At 68.8% G+C, this 16,797-nt stretch carries 17 protein-coding genes; 4 read left to right on the top strand and 13 right to left on the bottom strand.

Annotated elements, in window-relative coordinates:
• The first annotated feature begins 347 nt into the window (after positions 1–347).
• On the top strand, positions 348–1,247 hold the full coding sequence (locus HNR00_RS14770) for a LysR substrate-binding domain-containing protein (RefSeq protein WP_183570579.1): 900 nt from the start codon (positions 348–350) through the stop codon (positions 1,245–1,247).
• Here the strand turns inward: HNR00_RS14770 and HNR00_RS14765 are convergent.
• Entirely contained in the window at positions 1,231–1,620 is a 390-nt protein-coding gene (locus HNR00_RS14765) for a tautomerase family protein (protein ID WP_183570577.1), read from the bottom strand. The two genes, HNR00_RS14770 and HNR00_RS14765, sit on opposite strands and share 17 nt — an antisense overlap.
• A gap of 177 nt (positions 1,621–1,797) precedes the next feature.
• Here HNR00_RS14765 and HNR00_RS14760 point away from each other — a divergent pair, with 177 nt between their 5' ends.
• The gene (locus tag HNR00_RS14760; RefSeq protein ID WP_183570575.1) at positions 1,798–2,724 is read left to right on the top strand and encodes an HpcH/HpaI aldolase/citrate lyase family protein; all 927 of its coding nucleotides are present in this window, start codon (positions 1,798–1,800) and stop codon (positions 2,722–2,724) included.
• Between the two features lie 64 nt (positions 2,725–2,788).
• Here the strand turns inward: HNR00_RS14760 and HNR00_RS14755 are convergent, their stop codons facing one another.
• Both HNR00_RS14755 and HNR00_RS14750 read right to left on the bottom strand, forming a co-directional pair.
• Positions 2,789–3,175, bottom strand: a complete 387-nt coding sequence (locus HNR00_RS14755; RefSeq protein WP_183570573.1) for a hypothetical protein — start codon at positions 3,173–3,175, stop codon at positions 2,789–2,791.
• 223 nt (positions 3,176–3,398) lie between these two features.
• Positions 3,399–4,073, bottom strand: coding sequence for an HAD family hydrolase (locus HNR00_RS14750; RefSeq protein ID WP_183570571.1), 675 nt, complete (start codon positions 4,071–4,073; stop codon positions 3,399–3,401).
• Positions 4,074–4,181: 108 nt separating this feature from the next.
• On the opposite strand from HNR00_RS14750, the gene HNR00_RS14745 reads away from it, so the two are divergent.
• Entirely contained in the window at positions 4,182–5,597 is a 1,416-nt protein-coding gene (locus tag HNR00_RS14745; protein ID WP_183570569.1) for a Wadjet anti-phage system protein JetA family protein, read from the top strand.
• 4 nt (positions 5,598–5,601) lie between these two features.
• Complete coding sequence (locus HNR00_RS14740) at positions 5,602–6,243, top strand: DUF4194 domain-containing protein (protein ID WP_183570567.1); 642 nt, start codon at positions 5,602–5,604, stop codon at positions 6,241–6,243.
• A gap of 35 nt (positions 6,244–6,278) precedes the next feature.
• Here the strand turns inward: HNR00_RS14740 and HNR00_RS14735 are convergent, their stop codons facing one another.
• From HNR00_RS14735 to HNR00_RS14690, 10 genes are all read right to left on the bottom strand, one after another.
• Positions 6,279–7,850, bottom strand: a complete 1,572-nt coding sequence (locus HNR00_RS14735) for a SpoVR family protein (protein ID WP_183570565.1) — start codon at positions 7,848–7,850, stop codon at positions 6,279–6,281.
• A gap of 208 nt (positions 7,851–8,058) precedes the next feature.
• The gene (locus HNR00_RS14730; protein WP_183570563.1) at positions 8,059–9,357 is read right to left on the bottom strand and encodes a YeaH/YhbH family protein; all 1,299 of its coding nucleotides are present in this window, start codon (positions 9,355–9,357) and stop codon (positions 8,059–8,061) included.
• 91 nt (positions 9,358–9,448) lie between these two features.
• Entirely contained in the window at positions 9,449–11,401 is a 1,953-nt protein-coding gene (locus HNR00_RS14725; RefSeq protein WP_183570561.1) for a PrkA family serine protein kinase, read from the bottom strand.
• 250 nt (positions 11,402–11,651) lie between these two features.
• Positions 11,652–12,149, bottom strand: coding sequence for a 4-aminobutyrate aminotransferase (locus tag HNR00_RS14720; RefSeq protein WP_183570559.1), 498 nt, complete (start codon positions 12,147–12,149; stop codon positions 11,652–11,654).
• A 130-nt stretch (positions 12,150–12,279) separates the two neighbouring features.
• Positions 12,280–12,699 (bottom strand): hypothetical protein, encoded by a 420-nt coding sequence (locus HNR00_RS14715; RefSeq protein ID WP_183570557.1) that lies wholly within the window; start codon positions 12,697–12,699, stop codon positions 12,280–12,282.
• A 112-nt stretch (positions 12,700–12,811) separates the two neighbouring features.
• Entirely contained in the window at positions 12,812–13,285 is a 474-nt protein-coding gene (locus HNR00_RS14710) for a MerR family transcriptional regulator (protein ID WP_183570555.1), read from the bottom strand.
• A 71-nt stretch (positions 13,286–13,356) separates the two neighbouring features.
• Positions 13,357–13,680, bottom strand: coding sequence for an integration host factor subunit alpha (locus HNR00_RS14705; protein WP_183570553.1), 324 nt, complete (start codon positions 13,678–13,680; stop codon positions 13,357–13,359).
• 298 nt (positions 13,681–13,978) lie between these two features.
• A complete protein-coding gene (locus HNR00_RS14700) occupies positions 13,979–14,953 on the bottom strand; it encodes a beta-ketoacyl-ACP synthase III (RefSeq protein ID WP_183570551.1) in 975 nt (324 codons plus the stop codon).
• A gap of 155 nt (positions 14,954–15,108) precedes the next feature.
• Positions 15,109–16,143, bottom strand: coding sequence for a phosphate acyltransferase PlsX (gene plsX / locus HNR00_RS14695; RefSeq protein WP_183570549.1), 1,035 nt, complete (start codon positions 16,141–16,143; stop codon positions 15,109–15,111).
• Positions 16,144–16,283: 140 nt separating this feature from the next.
• Positions 16,284–16,796 (bottom strand): YceD family protein, encoded by a 513-nt coding sequence (locus tag HNR00_RS14690; RefSeq protein ID WP_183570547.1) that lies wholly within the window; start codon positions 16,794–16,796, stop codon positions 16,284–16,286.
• Position 16,797: the final 1 nt, after the last annotated feature.

Raw genomic sequence — 16,797 nt, 5'->3', positions numbered from 1 at the left:
ATCGGCTCGATCACACACGGGTCGATCAATCCGGATGCGGCCACGCTCCCCTCTCCCCGCCTGCCTCAATCGAGGCCGCTTTGAGCGCGTGTTCCCCTCCCCCTTGCGGGGAGGGGTAGGGGTGGGGGTCGGGCAGAAGGCACCGCCTCCGCCTCATCCGGAACCACCCCCACCTCCATCTCCTCCCCGCAAGGGGGAGGAGAGGCGCCCTTCCGGCTCGCCGCGTGACGGGTGGGAGGAGACTGTTTCATCCAAACGGTCGACCCGATCCGTCGCCGCTTCTAGACCCGTGAGCTTTCCGCGATCAGCCCCGTCCTTCTCACGCGTACCGTGCTAAAACCTCACGCATGCGCCGCCTTCCTCCGCTCAATGCCCTACGCGTGTTCGAGGTCGCCGTGCGGGCCGGGAGCTATGCGGCGGCCGGCACGGAACTCGGCCTCACCCATGGGGCGGTCAGCCGGCAGGTCGCCGCGCTGGAAGCGTGGCTCGGGCAACCGCTCTTCGCCCGCGTCGGGCGGCGGATGGTGGCGACCCAGGCCGCGCGGGTGTTCGCCGCCGAAATCAGCCTCGCCTTCGACCGGTTGACGGAAGCGGCGGAAGCCTGCGGCCGGCCGGTGGCGCCGCGGGTGCTGCGGGTGAGCGCGCCGACGACGTTCGCCATGCGCTGGCTGATTCCGCGGCTCGAGGGTTTTCGCGTTGCGCGGCCCGACACCGAGGTGACGGTCACGACGACCACGACGCTTCAGGAAGAATTGCGCGGCGGCTTCGATCTCGCGATCCGGCGCGGCCCCGAGCCCTGGCCGCAGCACCGCGCCGTGCCCTTCCTCCCCGAGTTCGACACGCTGGTGGCGAGCTCAGGCCTGCTGGCGCGGCGCCCGCTCGAACATCCCGGCGATCTCGACGGCCACGTTCTGCTGGGCACCCAGACCCGGCCGGGCGACTGGGTTGCGTGGCTCGCTGCGGCCGGGGCGAGCCGGCCCGAGGGCGCGCCCACCCGCATCTTCGACCACTTCTTCGTGACGCTCCAAGCGGTGGAGGACGGCGCCGGGCTCGGCATCGCGCCTTTTCCGGTGCTCGACCGCGCAGTGGCCGACGGCCGGCTCGCCGCCCCCTTCCCGGAGATCACGGTCGAGCGGCCGGGCTACTTCGTGCTGACGCCGTTCGACGCCGACAAGACGCCGGCGCTGACGGCCTTCGTCGACTGGCTCGTGGCGGAGGGCGAAAGCTCGCTCACAATTCCCCGGTGAGGAACTGCGCCCGGCCGTGGCCGAAGGACCAATCCTCGTCGGTGTTCTCCACCGTCGAGACCATCACGTCGGCGGGCGCGATCCCGCAGGCGGCCTGGAGCTTCTCGGTGAGCAGCCGGTAGAACAGCTCCTTCTTCTCACGCCCCCGCGGCCGGGTGATCATCTGCACCACGACGACGTCCTTCGTGCGCGGGATGTCGAGGCCGGTATCCTCCACGATCATCCGGGTCGGCTTGTGCTCGGTGACGATCTGGTAGCGGTCGCCGGGGGGCACGTTGAACGCCTCCAGCATCGCCTCGTGCGCCGCGTCGAGCAGAGCTTTGAGCTCGGCGTCGCTGCGGCCTTCCATGAGGTCGAAGCGCATGAGGGGCATGGGTGACTCCGGACAAGAGAGAAAGTGCGGCCTCTGGCGGTCGCCGGCCGCGTGGTTAAGGTAGAACCGCGCCCGGCCGCTTCCAACCGAACCGGTTCTCCCGTATTCCGTATGCAAAATGGTGCGGTGCGGCAAAGGCGCCGGCCTGACGGATCGGCTTTACGGAGGAGACCATCGATGTCGGATTTGCGGTTGCGCCGCAGCGTGCTCTACATGCCGGGCTCGAACGCCCGGGCGCTCGAGAAGGCCAAGACCCTTCCGGCCGATTCGCTGATCCTCGACCTCGAGGACGCGGTGTCGATGGAGGAGAAGGAACTGGCCCGCGAGCAGGTCTGCGCCGCGGTGAAGGGCGGCGGCTACGGCCATCGCGAACTCGTGATCCGCGTGAACGCCCCGCAGACCCCCTGGGGCGAGGGCGATCTGCGCGCGGCGATCGAGGCCAAGCCCGACGCGATCCTGATGCCGAAGGTGTCGTCGCCCGCCGTGCTGGAGAGCATCGCCGACCATCTCGAGGCGCTGGACGCCCCCGAATCCATCGCCGTCTGGGCGATGATCGAGACGCCGGCGGCGATCCTCAACATCCACGAGATCGCCAAGGCCCGGCGCGACAGGCGCACCCGGCTCACCTGCTTCGTGCTCGGCACCAACGATCTGGCCAAGGACACCTGGGCGCAGCTCGTGCCGGGCCGGGTGCCGATGCTGCCCTGGATCATGCTGACGCTCGCCGCCGCGCGGGCCGAGGGCCTGACCATCCTCGACGGCGTGTGGAACGACATCTCGGACGTGGACGGCTGCCGCGTGGAATGCCGGCAGGCGCGAGACCTCGGTTTCGACGGCAAGACGCTGATCCATCCGAACCAGCTGGAGCCCGCCAACACCTCGTTCGCCCCGACCGAGGAGGAGGTGCGCCGCGCCCGCCTCGTCATCGACGCGTTCAACCTGCCGGAGAACGCCAAGCGCGCGGCGATCAAGGTCGAGGGCCGCATGTACGAGCGCCAGCATATCGGCATGGCGCGGCGCTCCGTGGTGTGGTCGGAGACGATCGCGGCCCGCGACGCGGGCAGTCGCGATGCGGGCAGCCGCGACGCGGGCTCGAAAGCCTGACACCACGAAAAAGGCCGCGCCCCTTTCGGGACGCGGCCTGCCTCACGCCGGGGGGCGAGGGGTGTTACCAGCCGTAGCCGTAGCCGCCGTAACCACCGCCGTAACCGTAGCCGCCGCCGTAATAGGCGCGGCGGTAGGCACGACGCGGCGCGTAGTAGCCGTCGTCGTAGTAGCCGACGCTGCGGTAGCCGTAGGCGGGACGGGCGTAGCTGTAGCCATAGGCCGGGGCGTAGCCGTAACCGCCGCCATAGCCGCCACCGTAATAGCCACCGCCGTAGCCGTAGCTGTTCGAGGCGGCGGCACCGACGAGCGCGCCCGCGGCGAGGCCGCCGATCACGCCGGCGGCGATCGCGCCGCCGCCACCGCCACGCCAGCGCGCCTCGGCGCCGGTCGAGGTCAGGGCGCCGACGCCCAGCACGGCGGCGGCGGAGAGGACTGCGAGCTTCTTCATTGCGTCATACGCTCCGAAAGGTTGGATCATCGATCCGATGGCACCCCAACGGCGGTGCAGCGGAATCGGTTCAATCCTGTATCGATGAAGCTGATGCTACGTCCTGCCGCATGAACGCGCGTTCAACCGGCCATTCAGCCAATCGTCAGCTTGGCCGGACGAGTTCCAAATCACTGGAACGTGAGCCCACGCACCGGATTAACCTTGGCTGTACGGGTAGGCCTCAGCGCCGCCCGCCGACCTCGTCGAGATGGTCGAGCAGCATGGCGGGATCGTCGTAGACCCGGACCGCGCCCGAGCGCTCCAGTTCTTCCGTGCCGTAGCCGCCGGAGAGCAGGCCGACCCCGAGGCCGCGGCAGCGCCGAGCCGCCAGCATGTCCCAGATCGAGTCGCCGACGATCACCGAATGCTCGATCGGCGCGTTCAGGCGCTCGGCCGCCGCGAGGAACAGGTCGGGATCGGGCTTGGCGTATTTCACGTCGTCGCGGGTCACCACCGGCACGCGGGCCGGATCGACGCCCAGCGCGACGAGGTTGTGGCTCGCCGTCTCCATCCGCCCGCTGGTCGCGATGGCCCAGGGGATGCGGTTGTCGGTGAGCGTCGTGAGCAATTCCTTGGCGCCGGGCAGCGGCACCACGCCCTTCGAGAGCCGGCCATAGGCCGCCGCGTGCAGGCGGCGCAGCCGGTCGATGCGCTCGGGATCCATGTCGAGCCCGGTCTCGCGTAGGAGCTGGTTGGTGAACAGCCCGCCGCTCATCCCGATCTTGCGGTGGATGCGCCAGACCGAGAGCGGGATTCCCTCCTCGTCGAGCGCCTCCTTCCAGGCCAGCACGTGCTGGTAGACGCTGTCGACGAGCGTGCCGTCGAGGTCGAACAGGAAGACGGTCTCGATGCGCATGGCGGCCTCCGGAAGTCTCACGGGACAACGGATGGCAGGCGAAGGCGATGCACCTGCACGGCATTGACCTGCGGGGGAGGCCGGGCTTTGGCTCCCCCAAGGCCCATCATGCTGTTCACCCATCTCGCCGACGACCTCTTCCGCCCGCTCGCCGCGCCGAGCCGCGTCTTCAACGCGGCCCTGCTGCTGCACCTGCACGCCACGGTGTTCGGGGACAGTGCCGAGCCCCTGCGCAAGGCTGACCTGATCGTGGCCATCGGCGAGTTCTCAGGCGGCTGGTCGCAGGCCGAGATCGCCGACGACGAGACCGCGCCCGCCGACCCCATCGAGCGCCGCTCCTACGTCTACCGCCGGCTGGTGGAGGCGGGCTGGCTGGTCGAGCGGCGCGAGCGCTACGTGCCGGTCGTGGATTTCGACCCCGAGGCCCGCCTGCTGATCGAGGAGCTGGCCCGGATCGACCGGGGCGAGACGCGCTCCTACGGCGGCGCCGTGCTGGAGGTCCTGGGGGCGCTGGAGAGCGCCATCGCCAGCCCGGCCGACCGCTCGGAGGCCCTGCGCAATGCGGCGAAAGCCGCCCGCACCTTCCTGGCCCACCTGCGCGGATTGGCGGGAGGCCTGCGCAAGGTTGAGGAGCGCATCCTGCGCGAGCCAAACGTCGGCGCGGCGCTCCGGCTCTACTTCGAGGAATTCGTCGAGCGTCACCTCGTCTCCGACTACCGGACGCTCCACACCCGCTTCAATCCGTTCCGCTTCCGCTCCGGCATCGTCCGCGAGGCGGGGCGCGCCCTGCGCGATCCGCTGACGCTCCGCGCGCTCGCCGAGGGCAACCTGCGCGAGGGCCGGGCCGGCGATCTGCCGGCCGCCGAGCGGATGGCGCGCACCGACCTCGTTGAGATCCTGGCGATCTTCGAGGGGCTCGATCCGCATCTCGACGCCGTCGCCTCGGTCGTCGCCCGGCTGGAGCGGCGCATGGCGGCGACTTTGCGCTATCGCGAGCCGCGCGATTCCGCCCGGATCGAGCGCGCCGCCGCGGCGCTCCGCGCGGCCGGCGCGGCGCCCGAAGATGCGTTTCCCGCCATGCCGGTCCCGGAGGTGTCGCTGCTGCGCCCCCCGATCGGTCCGCCGCAGCTCACCAACCCGCGGATGCCGCGCCGCGCCATCGAATCCGAGCCGCTGCCGGAGATCGAGACCGATCCGGCGATCGAGGCCTTCGTCCTGGCCAAGGACGCCTTCCGCCGCCGCACCACCGTGACGCCGGAGCGCATCGCCGCCTTCCTCGATGCGCACCTCGCGCCGGGCCGTCGTTTACGCGGCTCCGACATCACGATTGCCGACGTCGATGCCTTCGTGGTGTTCCAGCGCCTGCGCGAGATCGACGTGCTGTTCGACGGTTCCTTACGCGCCCGCTACCGCCTCGCGCCGGGCGAGGGCCGGCTCTCCAACGGCTGGATCGACTGCCCCGACTTCTCGATCGAGCGCGTCGCCGAGGCGAAGAGCCGCCGACCCGCCGTCCAGACCCGATAGCCCCATGCTCGACGCCTTCCGCGCCATCCTCGACGGGGACGAGCCGCCCCCGCCCGGCAGCCCCGCCCCGAGCGAGGAGGAGCTGACCCGCGCGCTTCAGGTGATGCTGAAGGGCCAGTGCGTCTACGCGGCGACGCCCGGCATCGGTCGCTCCTACGAGCTGGCCCGCCACTACGCGCCGTTCTTCCGCGACTACTTCGCCTGCCTCGGCTACCGCTTCGAGGTCGCCCACCGCGACCAGATGGTTTTCTTGAGCCTGCCGCCCGACGGCGTGCGCCACGACGCGCAGAGCGAGCGCCTGCGCAAGGACGAGACGCTGGTGCTGCTGGCGCTGCGGCTCGCCTACGAGGAGGGGCTTCGCGATTCGCGCGTCGCCACCGACGGCACGGTGGACTGCACCACCGACGACATCGCCGACTCGATCCGCTCCGCCGCCCGCTCCGACCCGCCCGACGAGGCCCGGCTCATCGAGATCCTGCGCCTGTTTGCCCGCAAGGGCGCCCTGCGGCTCGGCGAGCGCGACCGGCTGGAACGCGTGACCCCGCTCACCGTGATGCCCGGCATCGCTGTGCTCTCGCCGGATGCCTGGATGGATCAGGTCCGCGCCTGGGCCGCCGCGGGGGAGGGGAGGGGTCCCGCGGGCTGACCGCGCGGAGCCTCCGTCTTCCGGGGTGCCGGGGCTCAGAAGAAGATCGGCCGCGCGCTCGCCGCGTGCTCCACGAGCACGGCGCCGGAGGCCGGGTCGACCTCCTTCAGCACCGCGTCGTAGCCCCACAGGTCGGCGAGGTGCTGGAGCACGCGCCGGGCATCCTCCTTCTGCAGGGTGATGCGGTTGAGCGCCTTGTGGTGGAGGATGAGCTTGCGGTCGCCCTCCAGATCGACGTCCACCACCTCGATGTCGGGATCGAGCCACGCCACGTCGTATTGCCGGGCAAACGAGCGGCGCATCTTGCGATAGCCGCGCTCGTCGTGGATCGCCTCGACGCGCATCTCCGGCTCGTCGGGATCGTCGGTCACGTGGAACAGGCGCATGTCGCGCATGAGCTTCGGCGACAGGAATTGCGCGATGAAGCTCTCGTCGCGGTAATTCTCCCAGCAATCGCGCAGCACCGACATGGCGTCCCCGGTGCCGGCGATGTCGGGGAACCACTCGCGGTCCTCCTGGGTCGGCTGCTCCACGATGCGGGCGATGTCCTGCATCATGGCGAAGCCCAGGGCGTACGGGTTGTGGCCGCCGAAGGAGCGGTCGTCGAAGTTCGGCTGGCGGATGACGTTGGTGTGCGAGGTCAGGAACTCGAGATAGGCCGCCTCGCTGAGCTGCCCCTTCTGCGACAGCGCATTCATGATCCGGTAGTGGCAGTAGGTGGCGCAGCCCTCGTTCATCACCTTGGTCTGGCGCTGCGGGTAGAAATACTGCGCCACGAGGCGCACGATGCGCAGGATCTCGCGCTGCCAGGGGCGCAGGCGCGGGGCGACCTTCTCAAGGAAGTAGAGGATGTTCTCCTGCGGCAGTTCGAGCAGCGCCTTGCGCCGCTCCAGCGCCGGGTCGCCCTTGGCCGCACCCGCCTTGGCGGGCAGCGTGCGCCAGAGGTCGTTGTAGATCTGCTCGCCGTGTTCTTCCCGCTCGCGCTCGCGCCGCTGCTCGCTGGCGAGATCCGGCCGCTTCTTGCGGGGATAGCGGTGGACGCCCTGGCTCATCAGAGCATGGGCCGCGTCGAGAACCTGCTCGACGGCCCCATGGCCATAGCGCTCCTCGCAGCGGCTGATGTAGCCCTTGGCGAAGTCGAGGTAGTCGAGGATGCCCTCCGCGTCGGTCCACTGCTTGAACAGATAGTTGTTCTTGAAGAAGTGGTTATGGCCGAAGGCGGCATGCGCGATCACGAGCGTCTGCATCGTCGCCGTGTTCTCCTCCATGACGTAGGAGATGCACGGATCGGAGTTGATGACGATCTCGTAGGCGAGCCCCATCAGGCCGCGGCGGTAGCTCGCCTCCTGCTGGGCGAAGTGCTTGCCGAACGACCAGTGCTTGTAGAACAGCGGCATGCCGATCGAGGCATAGGCGTCGAGCATCTGCTCGGCGGTGATGATCTCGATCTGGTTCGGGTACCAGGACAGGCCGAGTTCCGGCCCGGCCACCGCCTCGCAGGCGTCGTGGATGCGCCGGATCGTGTGGAAGTCCCAGTCGTTGCCGGAAAACAGCAGCTCGCCGGCCGGCGGCGCTGCGGACTTCGTGCGGTTCAGGCTGGTCACCATCCCGGCCATTCTCCTCGACGCGTTCTCCCCTCCCCCTTGCGGGGAGGGGGAAGGGGGTGGGGGTGGTTCAGGAGGAACCGCTCAAGGTGCCCTCTGCTCGACCCCCACCCCTGACACCTCCCCGCACCCAGGATCGGGCCTGCCCGATCCTGGCTAACATGATGCAGATTTCGGGCAAGCCCGAGATCTGTGGGGAGGGGAAGAGCTCTTACGCCTCCGCCTTCGCGTCCTTGCGGCCGAACAGCTCGCGGAAGACCGGGTAGATGTCGCGGCGGTGGTTGACCTTGCGCATCGCCAGCGGCTCGCCCGCCTTGGCCAGCGCCTCGTAGGTCCGCCACAGGGTGGTGCGGTGCTCGACGAAGCCGGCGCGGGGGCCGTTCTCGTCGCCGACTTCCAGATAGGCGAAGTGCTGGCAGGCTGGCAGGATGTGGGCGCGCAGCAGTTCCGTCGAGGTCGGCCCGTCGGAGGACACGTTGTCGCCGTCGGAGGCCTGCGCCGCGTAGATGTTCCAGTCGTCGGGCGAGTAGCGCTCGGCCACGATCCGCTTCATCTCGACGAGCGCGGAGGAAACCAGCGTGCCGCCGGTCTCGCGGGAGCCGAAGAAGGTCTCCTCGTCCACCTCCGTTGCCTTGTCGGTGTGGCGGATGAAGACGATCTCGACGTGCTTGTAGCGGCGCGTCAGGAAGATGTGCAGCAGGATGTAGAAGCGCTTCGCGAGGTCCTTCATGTGCTCGGTCATCGAGCCCGAGACGTCCATCAGGCAGAACATCACGGCCTGGGCGATCGGCTTCGGATAGGGCTCGAACCGGCGGAAGCGCAGGTCGATCGGATCGACGTAGGGGATGCGCTTCGAGCGCTCGCGCAGCGCTTCGAGCTTCAGCAGCAGGTCGGGCAGGCGCGGGTCGTCCGCCTCCCTGGCCTCGGCGACCTCGGCCTCCAAGGCCGCCATCTCCTCGAGCTTGGGCCGCTTGAGGGCGATGCGGCGGGACATCGAGTTGCGCAAGGTGCGCGACAGCGCGAGGTTCGCGGGTGAGCCCGAGACGGTGTAGCCGGCCCGGCGCAGCCCCTCGGTCTCGACGATGGCGAGCCGCCTCTTGGCGAGGTCGGGCAGTTCGAGGTCTTCGAGGAAGAGGTCCAGAAATTCCTCGCGCGTCAGCACGAAGTGGAAGGCGTCCTCGCTGTTCTCCGAGCCGTCGCCGCCTTCGCCCGCGCCGCCGCCCCCCCCGCCGCCCGGCGGGCGCTCGATCCGGTCGCCCTCCACGTAGGTCTTGTTGCCCGGCAGGATGTAGTCCTGATGCCCCGTGCCGGGCTGGCGCGAGAAGCGCGGCTCGCGCACCCCGTCGCCCGGCACGGTGATGCGCCCGTCCTTGCCGAGATCCTTGATGTCCTTCTCGCGGGCGGATTCGCGCACCGCCCGCTGAGCGACGTCCTTGACCCGGCGCAGGAAGCGCTGGCGGTTGGGGAGGCTCTTTCCGCCTGGATTGAGCCGACGGTCGACGATGTGCATCCGGTGTCGCTCAGCGCCTGTTCGTACGTCCCGCTTGGCGGAACAAAGGTGCATAAGTGCGGCGGCGGATGCGAGAGCGGGGATGTCCCGCTCAGCCCGCCTGCTTCACCCGCATGTACCATTCCACGAGCCGCCGGACCTGCCGCTCGGTATAGCCCCGGGCGGTCATCCGGTCGACGAACTCGCCGTGCTTCTTCTCGGTCTCGCTGTCCTTCTTGGAGCCGAAGGAGATGACGGGCAGCAGTTCCTCGACCTGGGAGAACATCCGCCGCTCGATCACCTCGCGCAGCTTTTCGTAGCTGGTCCACGAGGGGTTGCGCCCACCGTGCTGCGCCCGCGAGCGCAACGCGAACTTGACGACCTCGTTGCGAAAATCCTTCGGATTGGCGATGCCGGCGGGCTTCTCGATCTTGGTCAGCTCCTGGTTCAGGAGTTCGCGGTTGAGGAGCTGGCCGGTCTCGGCGTCCTTGAAGTCCTGATCCTCGATCCAGGCGTCGGCGTAGTCGATGTAGCGGTCGAACAGGTTCTGCCCGTAATCGTGGTACGATTCGAGATAGGCCTTCTGGATCTCGTGGCCGATGAACTCGGCGTAGCGCGGGGCGAGCTCCGTCTTGATGAACTCCATGTAGCGCTTCTCGGTTTCCGGCGGCAGCTGCTCGCGCCGGATCGCCTGCTCCAGCACGTACATCAGGTGGACCGGATCGGCCGAGATTTCCGTCGTGTCGTGGTTGAAGGTCGCGGCCAGCACCTTGAAGGCGAAGCGGGTCGAGATCCCGTCCATGCCCTCGTCGACGCCGGCGGTGTCCTTGTATTCCTGCATCGAGCGGGCGCGGGGATCGACCTCGCGCAACGACTCGCCGTCGTAGACCCGCATCTTCGAGAACAGGTTGGAATTGGCGTGCTCGCGCAGGCGAGACAGCACCGAGACGCGGGCCAGCATCTCCAGCGTGCCCGGCGCGCAGGCGGCGGTGGAGAGTTCCGAGCCGGAAATCAGCTTCTCGTAGATGCGCTGCTCCTCCGTGACGCGGAGGCAGTAGGGCACCTTGATGACGTAGATGCGGTCGATGAAGGCTTCGTTGTTCTTGTTGGTCTTGAACGACTGCCACTCGGCCTCGTTCGAGTGGGCCAGGATCACGCCGGTGAAGGGGATCGCGCCGATATTCTCGGTGCCGACATAGTTGCCCTCCTGCGTCGCCGTGAGCAGCGGGTGGAGCATCTTGATCGGCGCCTTGAACATCTCGACGAATTCGAGGACGCCCTGGTTCGCCCGGTTGAGGCCGCCCGAGTAGGAGTAGGCGTCGGGATCGGCCTGGGACAGCGTCTCCAGCCGGCGGATGTCGACCTTGCCGACGAGGGACGAGATGTCCTGGTTGTTCTCGTCGCCCGGCTCGGTCTTGGCGATGGCGATCTGGCGCAGGCGCGAGGGCCGCACCTTGATCACCTTGAAGCGGGAGATGTCGCCGTCGAACTCGTCGAGGCGCTTGAGCGCCCAGGGGCTCATCAGGCCGGTCAGCCGCCGGCGCGGGACGCCGAAGCGCTCCTCGATCTCCCGGCCCATGGTCTCGGGATCGAACAGGCCGAGCGGGCTCTCGAAGACCGGCGAGACCTCGTCGCCGGCCTTGAGCACGTAGACCGGATGGACCTCCATCAGGGCCTTGAGGCGTTCGGCGAGCGACGACTTGCCGCCGCCCACCGGACCCAGGAGATAGAGGATCTGCTTGCGCTCCTCCAAGCCCTGCGCGGCGTGGCGGAAGAACGAGACGATCCGCTCGATCGTCTCCTCCATGCCGTAGAACTCGGAGAAGGCCGGATAGACCCGGATCGTCCGGTTCATGAACACGCGGCCGAGGCGGGAATCCTTGGCGGTGTCCACCATCTCCGGCTTGCCGATGGCGTCCAGGATGCGCTCGGCCGCGGAGGCGTACATCAGCGGATTGTCGCGGCAGGCTTCGAGATACTCGGAGAGCGTCATCTCCGTGTCGCGGCGCGCTTCGTATCCGCGAGCGAAGCTCTGGAACAGGTCGTTCGTCGAGTGCAGCGGCATTCGAACACCCCCTTCAGGCTGATGACAGCTTCATCCTGTCTCGGCTCGGATGCAACTGACATTGCGGGTTTTGTCGCAGCGCGAACATGCGGGGGGCTACGCGTCGCAAACGGGTCACACTCGAACGGGGCCTGCGGGTTAGCGGCCCCTCGACCCTTCTCGGGTTGGCGCAGGCGCGCCCCGAGCCATGCGTTTCGGGCCGGCGGAGGCCGCCGGCCTGTTGCGTTGCAGCAATGGCGGATGCCGGACCTTACAGGTCGGTGGTGTCCTTCTTCTCCCTGGCCTTGTCGTCGGGCTTATCGTTCCCCTTGCCCGCCTCGACGGTGATGCGGATGTCGCGCTTCTCGATCTCGCCGTCGGAGTTCTTGACCTCGACCACCACCGCGTCGGGGCCGGTATAGCCGGCATTGGCTTGGTAGAAGATCGCCTGCGCCTCGGTGTCCTTGTTCGGGCAGCGGTACTTGGCCGGGGTCTTCAGCTTGCCGCCCTTGGTGATGAGCGAGCCGAATTTCGGCGGCGTCGTCACCCGGATCTCCGGCATCGGCCCGGTCGAGCAATCCTTCTTGAGGTTCGGCACGATCACGAGGCGGGCCGACTTCCCGGCCGGCACGGTCTCGCTGCGGGTCACGGTGGTCTGCGCCGCCGCGGTGCCGGCCAGCCCGATCCCGCTCATCCCCAGGGCGGCGGCGAGCACCAAGACCCGGGTCGCGGCCGGGCCGGGGCGGAGGGTGGAGATCGTGGGCGTCATCGGCGTTTCCTCGTCGTCGTGCTGGCCCGCTCCGAGGCCCGGGGAATCCGGTTCGGGGACGGGGGCAGGCGGCATGTGGGAGTGCGGACCGTTCCCGTCGAGACTCCTTGCGGAAAGGTTGGCGTCGGCGTCAGTGCTGGATCGCGGCGGCGACGGCGCCGGCCACGCGAGCGATCTGCACCTCGGAGAGTTCGCCCGCCAGCGTACGGGCCAGCACCGCCTCGATCCGGGCCCGCTCGCCGAGATCGGCGCCGGGCGTCGAGGGAATGTCGGCCTCCGAGAGGTCGCAGGCCTTGCGGATCGTCTCGGCGGCCTTGAGCAGGGCGGCGCGGTCGGCCGGGCCCATTTCCCAGAGCGGCGCCCGCAGCCGGCTGATGACGCGGCGCGCATCGCGGTAATCCCGATCGACCGTGGTCGAGGCCTCGATCTGGCTGACGAGGAACATCAGTTCCAAGACTTCGTTCGCGGCTTCCGGGCAGGCGCGCACGATCCGCATCATGCGGGCGATGAGTTCCTGAGTCGGTGACATCCGGGCGCGGGGGGAAGCCATGGCGCCTCAACGTGCCCACGCCGAGAAAGTTCGCGCCCTGCGACGGTGGGAACACGAAACCGTGAGACACGGCAATCACTTGCGCGCAAGCGAGTTGCCGTGCGCCGACGCCTCAGTCCCGTGCGTCCTGCGGCTCCGCATCGGCCTCGTCGAGCCCGGCCAGCAGCGCCCGGCAGGAGCGCAATTCCGACAGCACCGCCTCCAGCGTGGCGCGGTCCGAGGCGAGACCGTCGGCCGCCTCCTCGTCGCGGTCCTGCGGCGTCGGCGGGCCGGCCTCCGCCTCGCCCCGGCCGATCGCCTGGACGAAGCGCACGCCGTGCTCCTTGAGGATGCGCTGCGCGCCGCGGATGGTGTAGCCCTGCCCGTGCAGGATGCGGCGCACGCCCCTCAGCAGATCGACGTCGTCGGGCCGGTAGTAGCGCCGCCCGCCCGCGCGCTTCGTCGGCCGGATCTGGCTGAACCGGCTCTCCCAGAAGCGCAGGACGTGCTGGGGCACGCCGAGTTCCTCGGAGACCTCCGTGATGGTGCGGAAGGCGCCGGGACGCTTTTCGGAGTGGCTTTCGTCGGAGGCGAGCGGCAGCCCCATTCACGGCCTCGGGGGTTCGAAACTTTGAAGCAAAGCCCGGCGCGCCGAGCCCCAGGGAGCGGGCTTGAGTCTCAATCGTCGTCGACGTCGAGGCCGTTGACGGTGCCGCCGTTGATGCGCGCCTTGAGCACGTTCGAGGGCTTGAACACCATCACTTGGCGCGGCTCGATCTCGACCTCGACGCCGGTCTTCGGGTTGCGGCCGATCCGCTTGCCCTTGGAGCGCACGACGAAGGAGCCGAACGAGGAGAGCTTCACCGTCTCGCCCTGCGACAGGCACTGGCAGATTTCGGCCAGGACCGTCTCGACCAGGGCCGCCGATTCGGCCCGCGACAGGCCGACCTGCTGGTAGACGGCCTCGCTCAGATCGGCGCGTGTGACCGTCCGTCCCGTCATGCGCTCCCCTCCCGGCCGTGTTCCAGCCTGTCACGTATCTCTATGATCGGACACGCTAATCGGCGGGCGTTCGACGGTCAACCGAACCTTGGTCTTGACATGATTTGATCGCGCGAAGCGATCAAATCATGTTTTTTTCTCGCCTCAATCGCCGGCGCCCGCCTCCGCGGGCTTAGGCTTTCGCTCCGCTCGACGCCTCGGCTGAAAGCCGAGGCCGCTGCGCGGGGCGCTCTTCGCGCCCGGCCATACGGATTCCATACTGGTCAGCCTTCGGCGCCAGCCGCGGACGCGCCCGATTCTACCACCGGATCAGCGCGGCGCCCCAGGTGAAGCCGCCGCCGATCGCCTCGATCATCACGAGGTCGCCGGGCTTGATGCGCCCGTCGCGGCGGGCCGCGGCGAGCGCCAGCGGGATCGAGGCGGCGGAGGTGTTGCCGTGCTGATCGACCGTCAGCACCACCTTCTCGCGGGCGATGCCGAGCTTGTCGGCGGAGGCCTCGATGATCCGGCGGTTGGCCTGATGCGGCACGAACCATGTCAGGTCGTCCGCCGTGGTGCCGGAGGCGCGAAAGACCTCCTCGATCACGTCGGTGACGGAGCCGACCGCGAAGCGAAAGACCTCGCGGCCCTCCATCCTGAGCTTGCCCGTGGTACCGGTCGAGCCCGGCCCGCCATCGACGTAGAGCTTGGCGCGGTGGCGTCCGTCGGAGCGCAGGCAGCTCGTCAGCACGCCGCGGTTCGAAGCGTCGTTCTCGCGCGCTTCCAGCACGATCGCGCCCGCGCCGTCGCCGAACAGGACGCAGGTGGTGCGGTCTTCCCAGTCGAGCAGCCGCGAAAACGTCTCGGCACCGATCACGAGCGCGCGCTTGGCACCCCCCGTCGAGAGGAAGCGGTCGGCGGTGGCCACCGCGTAGACGAAGCCGGCGCAGACGGCCTGGAGATCGAAGGCGAAGCCGCCCTCGATCCCGAGCGCCGCCTGGATCTGTGTCGCGGTCGAGGGGAAGGTGTAGTCCGGCGTCGAGGTTGCGCAGAGCACGAGGTCGATGTCGGCGGGGGACAAACCGGCCTCGTCGAGCGCCGCCTGCGCCGCCCGCGTGCCGAGCACCGAGGTGGTCTCGTCCGGGCCGGCGATGTGGCGCTGGCGGATGCCGGTGCGCTGGACGATCCACTCGTCCGAGGTCTCGATCCCCCGCTCGGCGAGCGCCGCGTTGGTGACCACGTTTCCGGGCAGGTACGCACCACACCCGACCACGACGGAGCGCAGAAGCGCCATCGGATCCGTCCCTTCCTCAATTCCGACGGCTCGTGCGAGCCGCTTCTAGAACCGTATCCGACCTGATGCTTCAGGTCGGATACGGTTCTATGTTCTTGTTTTGCCGCGCATCCTTTCGACGAACCGGTGTCCACTTCGTCGGAATGCGCTCTAGCTCAGGCCGGCGCGACGGCGGGCGTCTGCTCCAGCATCTCCCGGATCGTCCGCATCAGGTCGTGCTGGGCCATGTCGTGGGCGAGATCGACCGCCGAGGCGAAGCCCTGCGCGTTCTCCGAGCCGTGGCTCTTGATGACGATGCCCTCCAGCCCGAGGAACACGCCGCCATTGGCCCGGCTCGGGTTCATCTTTTCGCGAAGCGCCGCGAAGGCCTGGCGGGCGAAGAGATAGCCGATCTTGGCCGAGAGCGTCCGGCCCATCGCCGCCTTCAGATACGTGCCGATCTGCTTGGCGGTGCCCTCGGCGGTCTTGAGAGCGATGTTGCCCGTGAAGCCCTCGGTGACGACCACGTCGGTCGTGCCGCGCCCGAGATCGTTGCCCTCGACGAAGCCGTAATAGGAGAAGTTCGACAACTCCGTCTCGCGCAGGAGCCGGGCGGCTTCCTTCACCGCCTCGTTGCCCTTCATCTCCTCGGTGCCGACATTGAGGAGCCCCACCGTCGGGCGCTCGATATCGAGCACGATGCGGGCCATGGCCGAGCCCATCACCGCCATCTCGACGAGGTGCTCGGCATCGGTGCCGATGGTGGCGCCGACATCGAGCACCACGCTCTCGCCGCGCACCGTCGGCCACAGGCAGGCGATGGCCGGGCGCTCGATGCCCGCCATGGTCTTGAGGCAGATCTTCGACATCGCCATCAGGGCGCCGGTGTTGCCCGCCGAGACCGCGGCCTGGGCCTCGCCGTCGCGCACGGCCTGGATCGCCCGCCACATCGAGGACTTGCCGCGGCCCTGGCGCACCGCCTGGCTCGGCTTGTCGTCCATGGCGACCGACACGGTGGTGTGGCGGATCTCGACCGCCCCCTTCAGCCGCGGCTCGGCCTCGACGAGGGGGCGCACGACCGCCTCGTCGCCGAACATCAGGAAGGTGGTCTCGGGATGCCGCTCACGGGCGATGGCCGCACCGGGCACGACAGTCGCGGGGCCGTGATCGCCGCCCATGGCGTCGAGCGAGATGCAAACGCGGTTCGACATGATTCCTTGGGACCGGAGGCCGCGGGGCGTCCTGCAGGGGGCGGTGAGGGCCTGATCGAGCCCGGTTCGGCGGCGCGCAAAATAGCGAGCATGCCCCGCCGGGCAAACAAAAACTGATTCTTCTGGGTTTTTTGCGTCGCTCAGTCGGTGCCGCCGAGCTTGGCCTTCAGTGCCTTGAGGTCGGCGAAGGGCAGCGGATCCTCCCCCGCGGTCACCGGCTCGAAGGCGACGCCGGGCTTGCGCGGATAGGGGTCGAGCCCGAGCGCCAGGAACTCGGCGGTGAGCGCGCCGAAATCGATCCGCCCGTTCATGATCGGGTCGGGCAGCTCGACATCCTCGGCATCGGTGTCGTTCAGGATGTCGGCGTTGGTGAACGCGACATCGACCGGCTCCTTCACCTTCGCCTCGAACGGCTCCAGCGTGACGGTACAGACCTGCGTCACCGTCGCCTCGACGCTGCCGCCGACATGGAGCCGGGTCAGCGAGCCGCCGAGCCGAAAGCGCCCGACGAGGTCGCGGATGCCCGGAATCTTGAAGTCGCGGGCGAGCGCGGCGCATTCCTCCGGGCTCGCCTCGACGGTGATCTCGGCGCGGTCCTTGTTCAGGCGCTCGACATTGACCGAGCGGGAGAGCGGTCCGGTCGGGGCGGTCATC

This window comes from Methylorubrum rhodinum, from assembly GCF_014199935.1.
Classification (GTDB): domain Bacteria; phylum Pseudomonadota; class Alphaproteobacteria; order Rhizobiales; family Beijerinckiaceae; genus Methylobacterium; species Methylobacterium rhodinum.
This window is presented reverse-complemented; position numbering and strand designations above follow the sequence as displayed.

Bases quoted from the DNA above. Each gene is read 5' to 3' on its own strand.
- HNR00_RS14770 (WP_183570579.1), top strand. From the start codon at position 348: ATGCGCCGCCTTCCTCCGCTCAATGCCCTACGCGTGTTCGAGGTCGCC.
- HNR00_RS14765 (WP_183570577.1), bottom strand. From the start codon at position 1,620: ATGCCCCTCATGCGCTTCGACCTCATGGAAGGCCGCAGCGACGCCGAG.
- HNR00_RS14760 (WP_183570575.1), top strand. From the start codon at position 1,798: ATGTCGGATTTGCGGTTGCGCCGCAGCGTGCTCTACATGCCGGGCTCG.
- HNR00_RS14755 (WP_183570573.1), bottom strand. From the start codon at position 3,175: ATGAAGAAGCTCGCAGTCCTCTCCGCCGCCGCCGTGCTGGGCGTCGGC.
- HNR00_RS14750 (WP_183570571.1), bottom strand. From the start codon at position 4,073: ATGCGCATCGAGACCGTCTTCCTGTTCGACCTCGACGGCACGCTCGTC.
- HNR00_RS14745 (WP_183570569.1), top strand. From the start codon at position 4,182: ATGCTGTTCACCCATCTCGCCGACGACCTCTTCCGCCCGCTCGCCGCG.
- HNR00_RS14740 (WP_183570567.1), top strand. From the start codon at position 5,602: ATGCTCGACGCCTTCCGCGCCATCCTCGACGGGGACGAGCCGCCCCCG.
- HNR00_RS14735 (WP_183570565.1), bottom strand. From the start codon at position 7,850: ATGGTGACCAGCCTGAACCGCACGAAGTCCGCAGCGCCGCCGGCCGGC.
- HNR00_RS14730 (WP_183570563.1), bottom strand. From the start codon at position 9,357: ATGCACATCGTCGACCGTCGGCTCAATCCAGGCGGAAAGAGCCTCCCC.
- HNR00_RS14725 (WP_183570561.1), bottom strand. From the start codon at position 11,401: ATGCCGCTGCACTCGACGAACGACCTGTTCCAGAGCTTCGCTCGCGGA.
- HNR00_RS14720 (WP_183570559.1), bottom strand. From the start codon at position 12,149: ATGACGCCCACGATCTCCACCCTCCGCCCCGGCCCGGCCGCGACCCGG.
- HNR00_RS14715 (WP_183570557.1), bottom strand. From the start codon at position 12,699: ATGGCTTCCCCCCGCGCCCGGATGTCACCGACTCAGGAACTCATCGCC.
- HNR00_RS14710 (WP_183570555.1), bottom strand. From the start codon at position 13,285: ATGGGGCTGCCGCTCGCCTCCGACGAAAGCCACTCCGAAAAGCGTCCC.
- HNR00_RS14705 (WP_183570553.1), bottom strand. From the start codon at position 13,680: ATGACGGGACGGACGGTCACACGCGCCGATCTGAGCGAGGCCGTCTAC.
- HNR00_RS14700 (WP_183570551.1), bottom strand. From the start codon at position 14,953: ATGGCGCTTCTGCGCTCCGTCGTGGTCGGGTGTGGTGCGTACCTGCCC.
- plsX (WP_183570549.1), bottom strand. From the start codon at position 16,143: ATGTCGAACCGCGTTTGCATCTCGCTCGACGCCATGGGCGGCGATCAC.
- HNR00_RS14690 (WP_183570547.1), bottom strand. From the start codon at position 16,796: ATGACCGCCCCGACCGGACCGCTCTCCCGCTCGGTCAATGTCGAGCGC.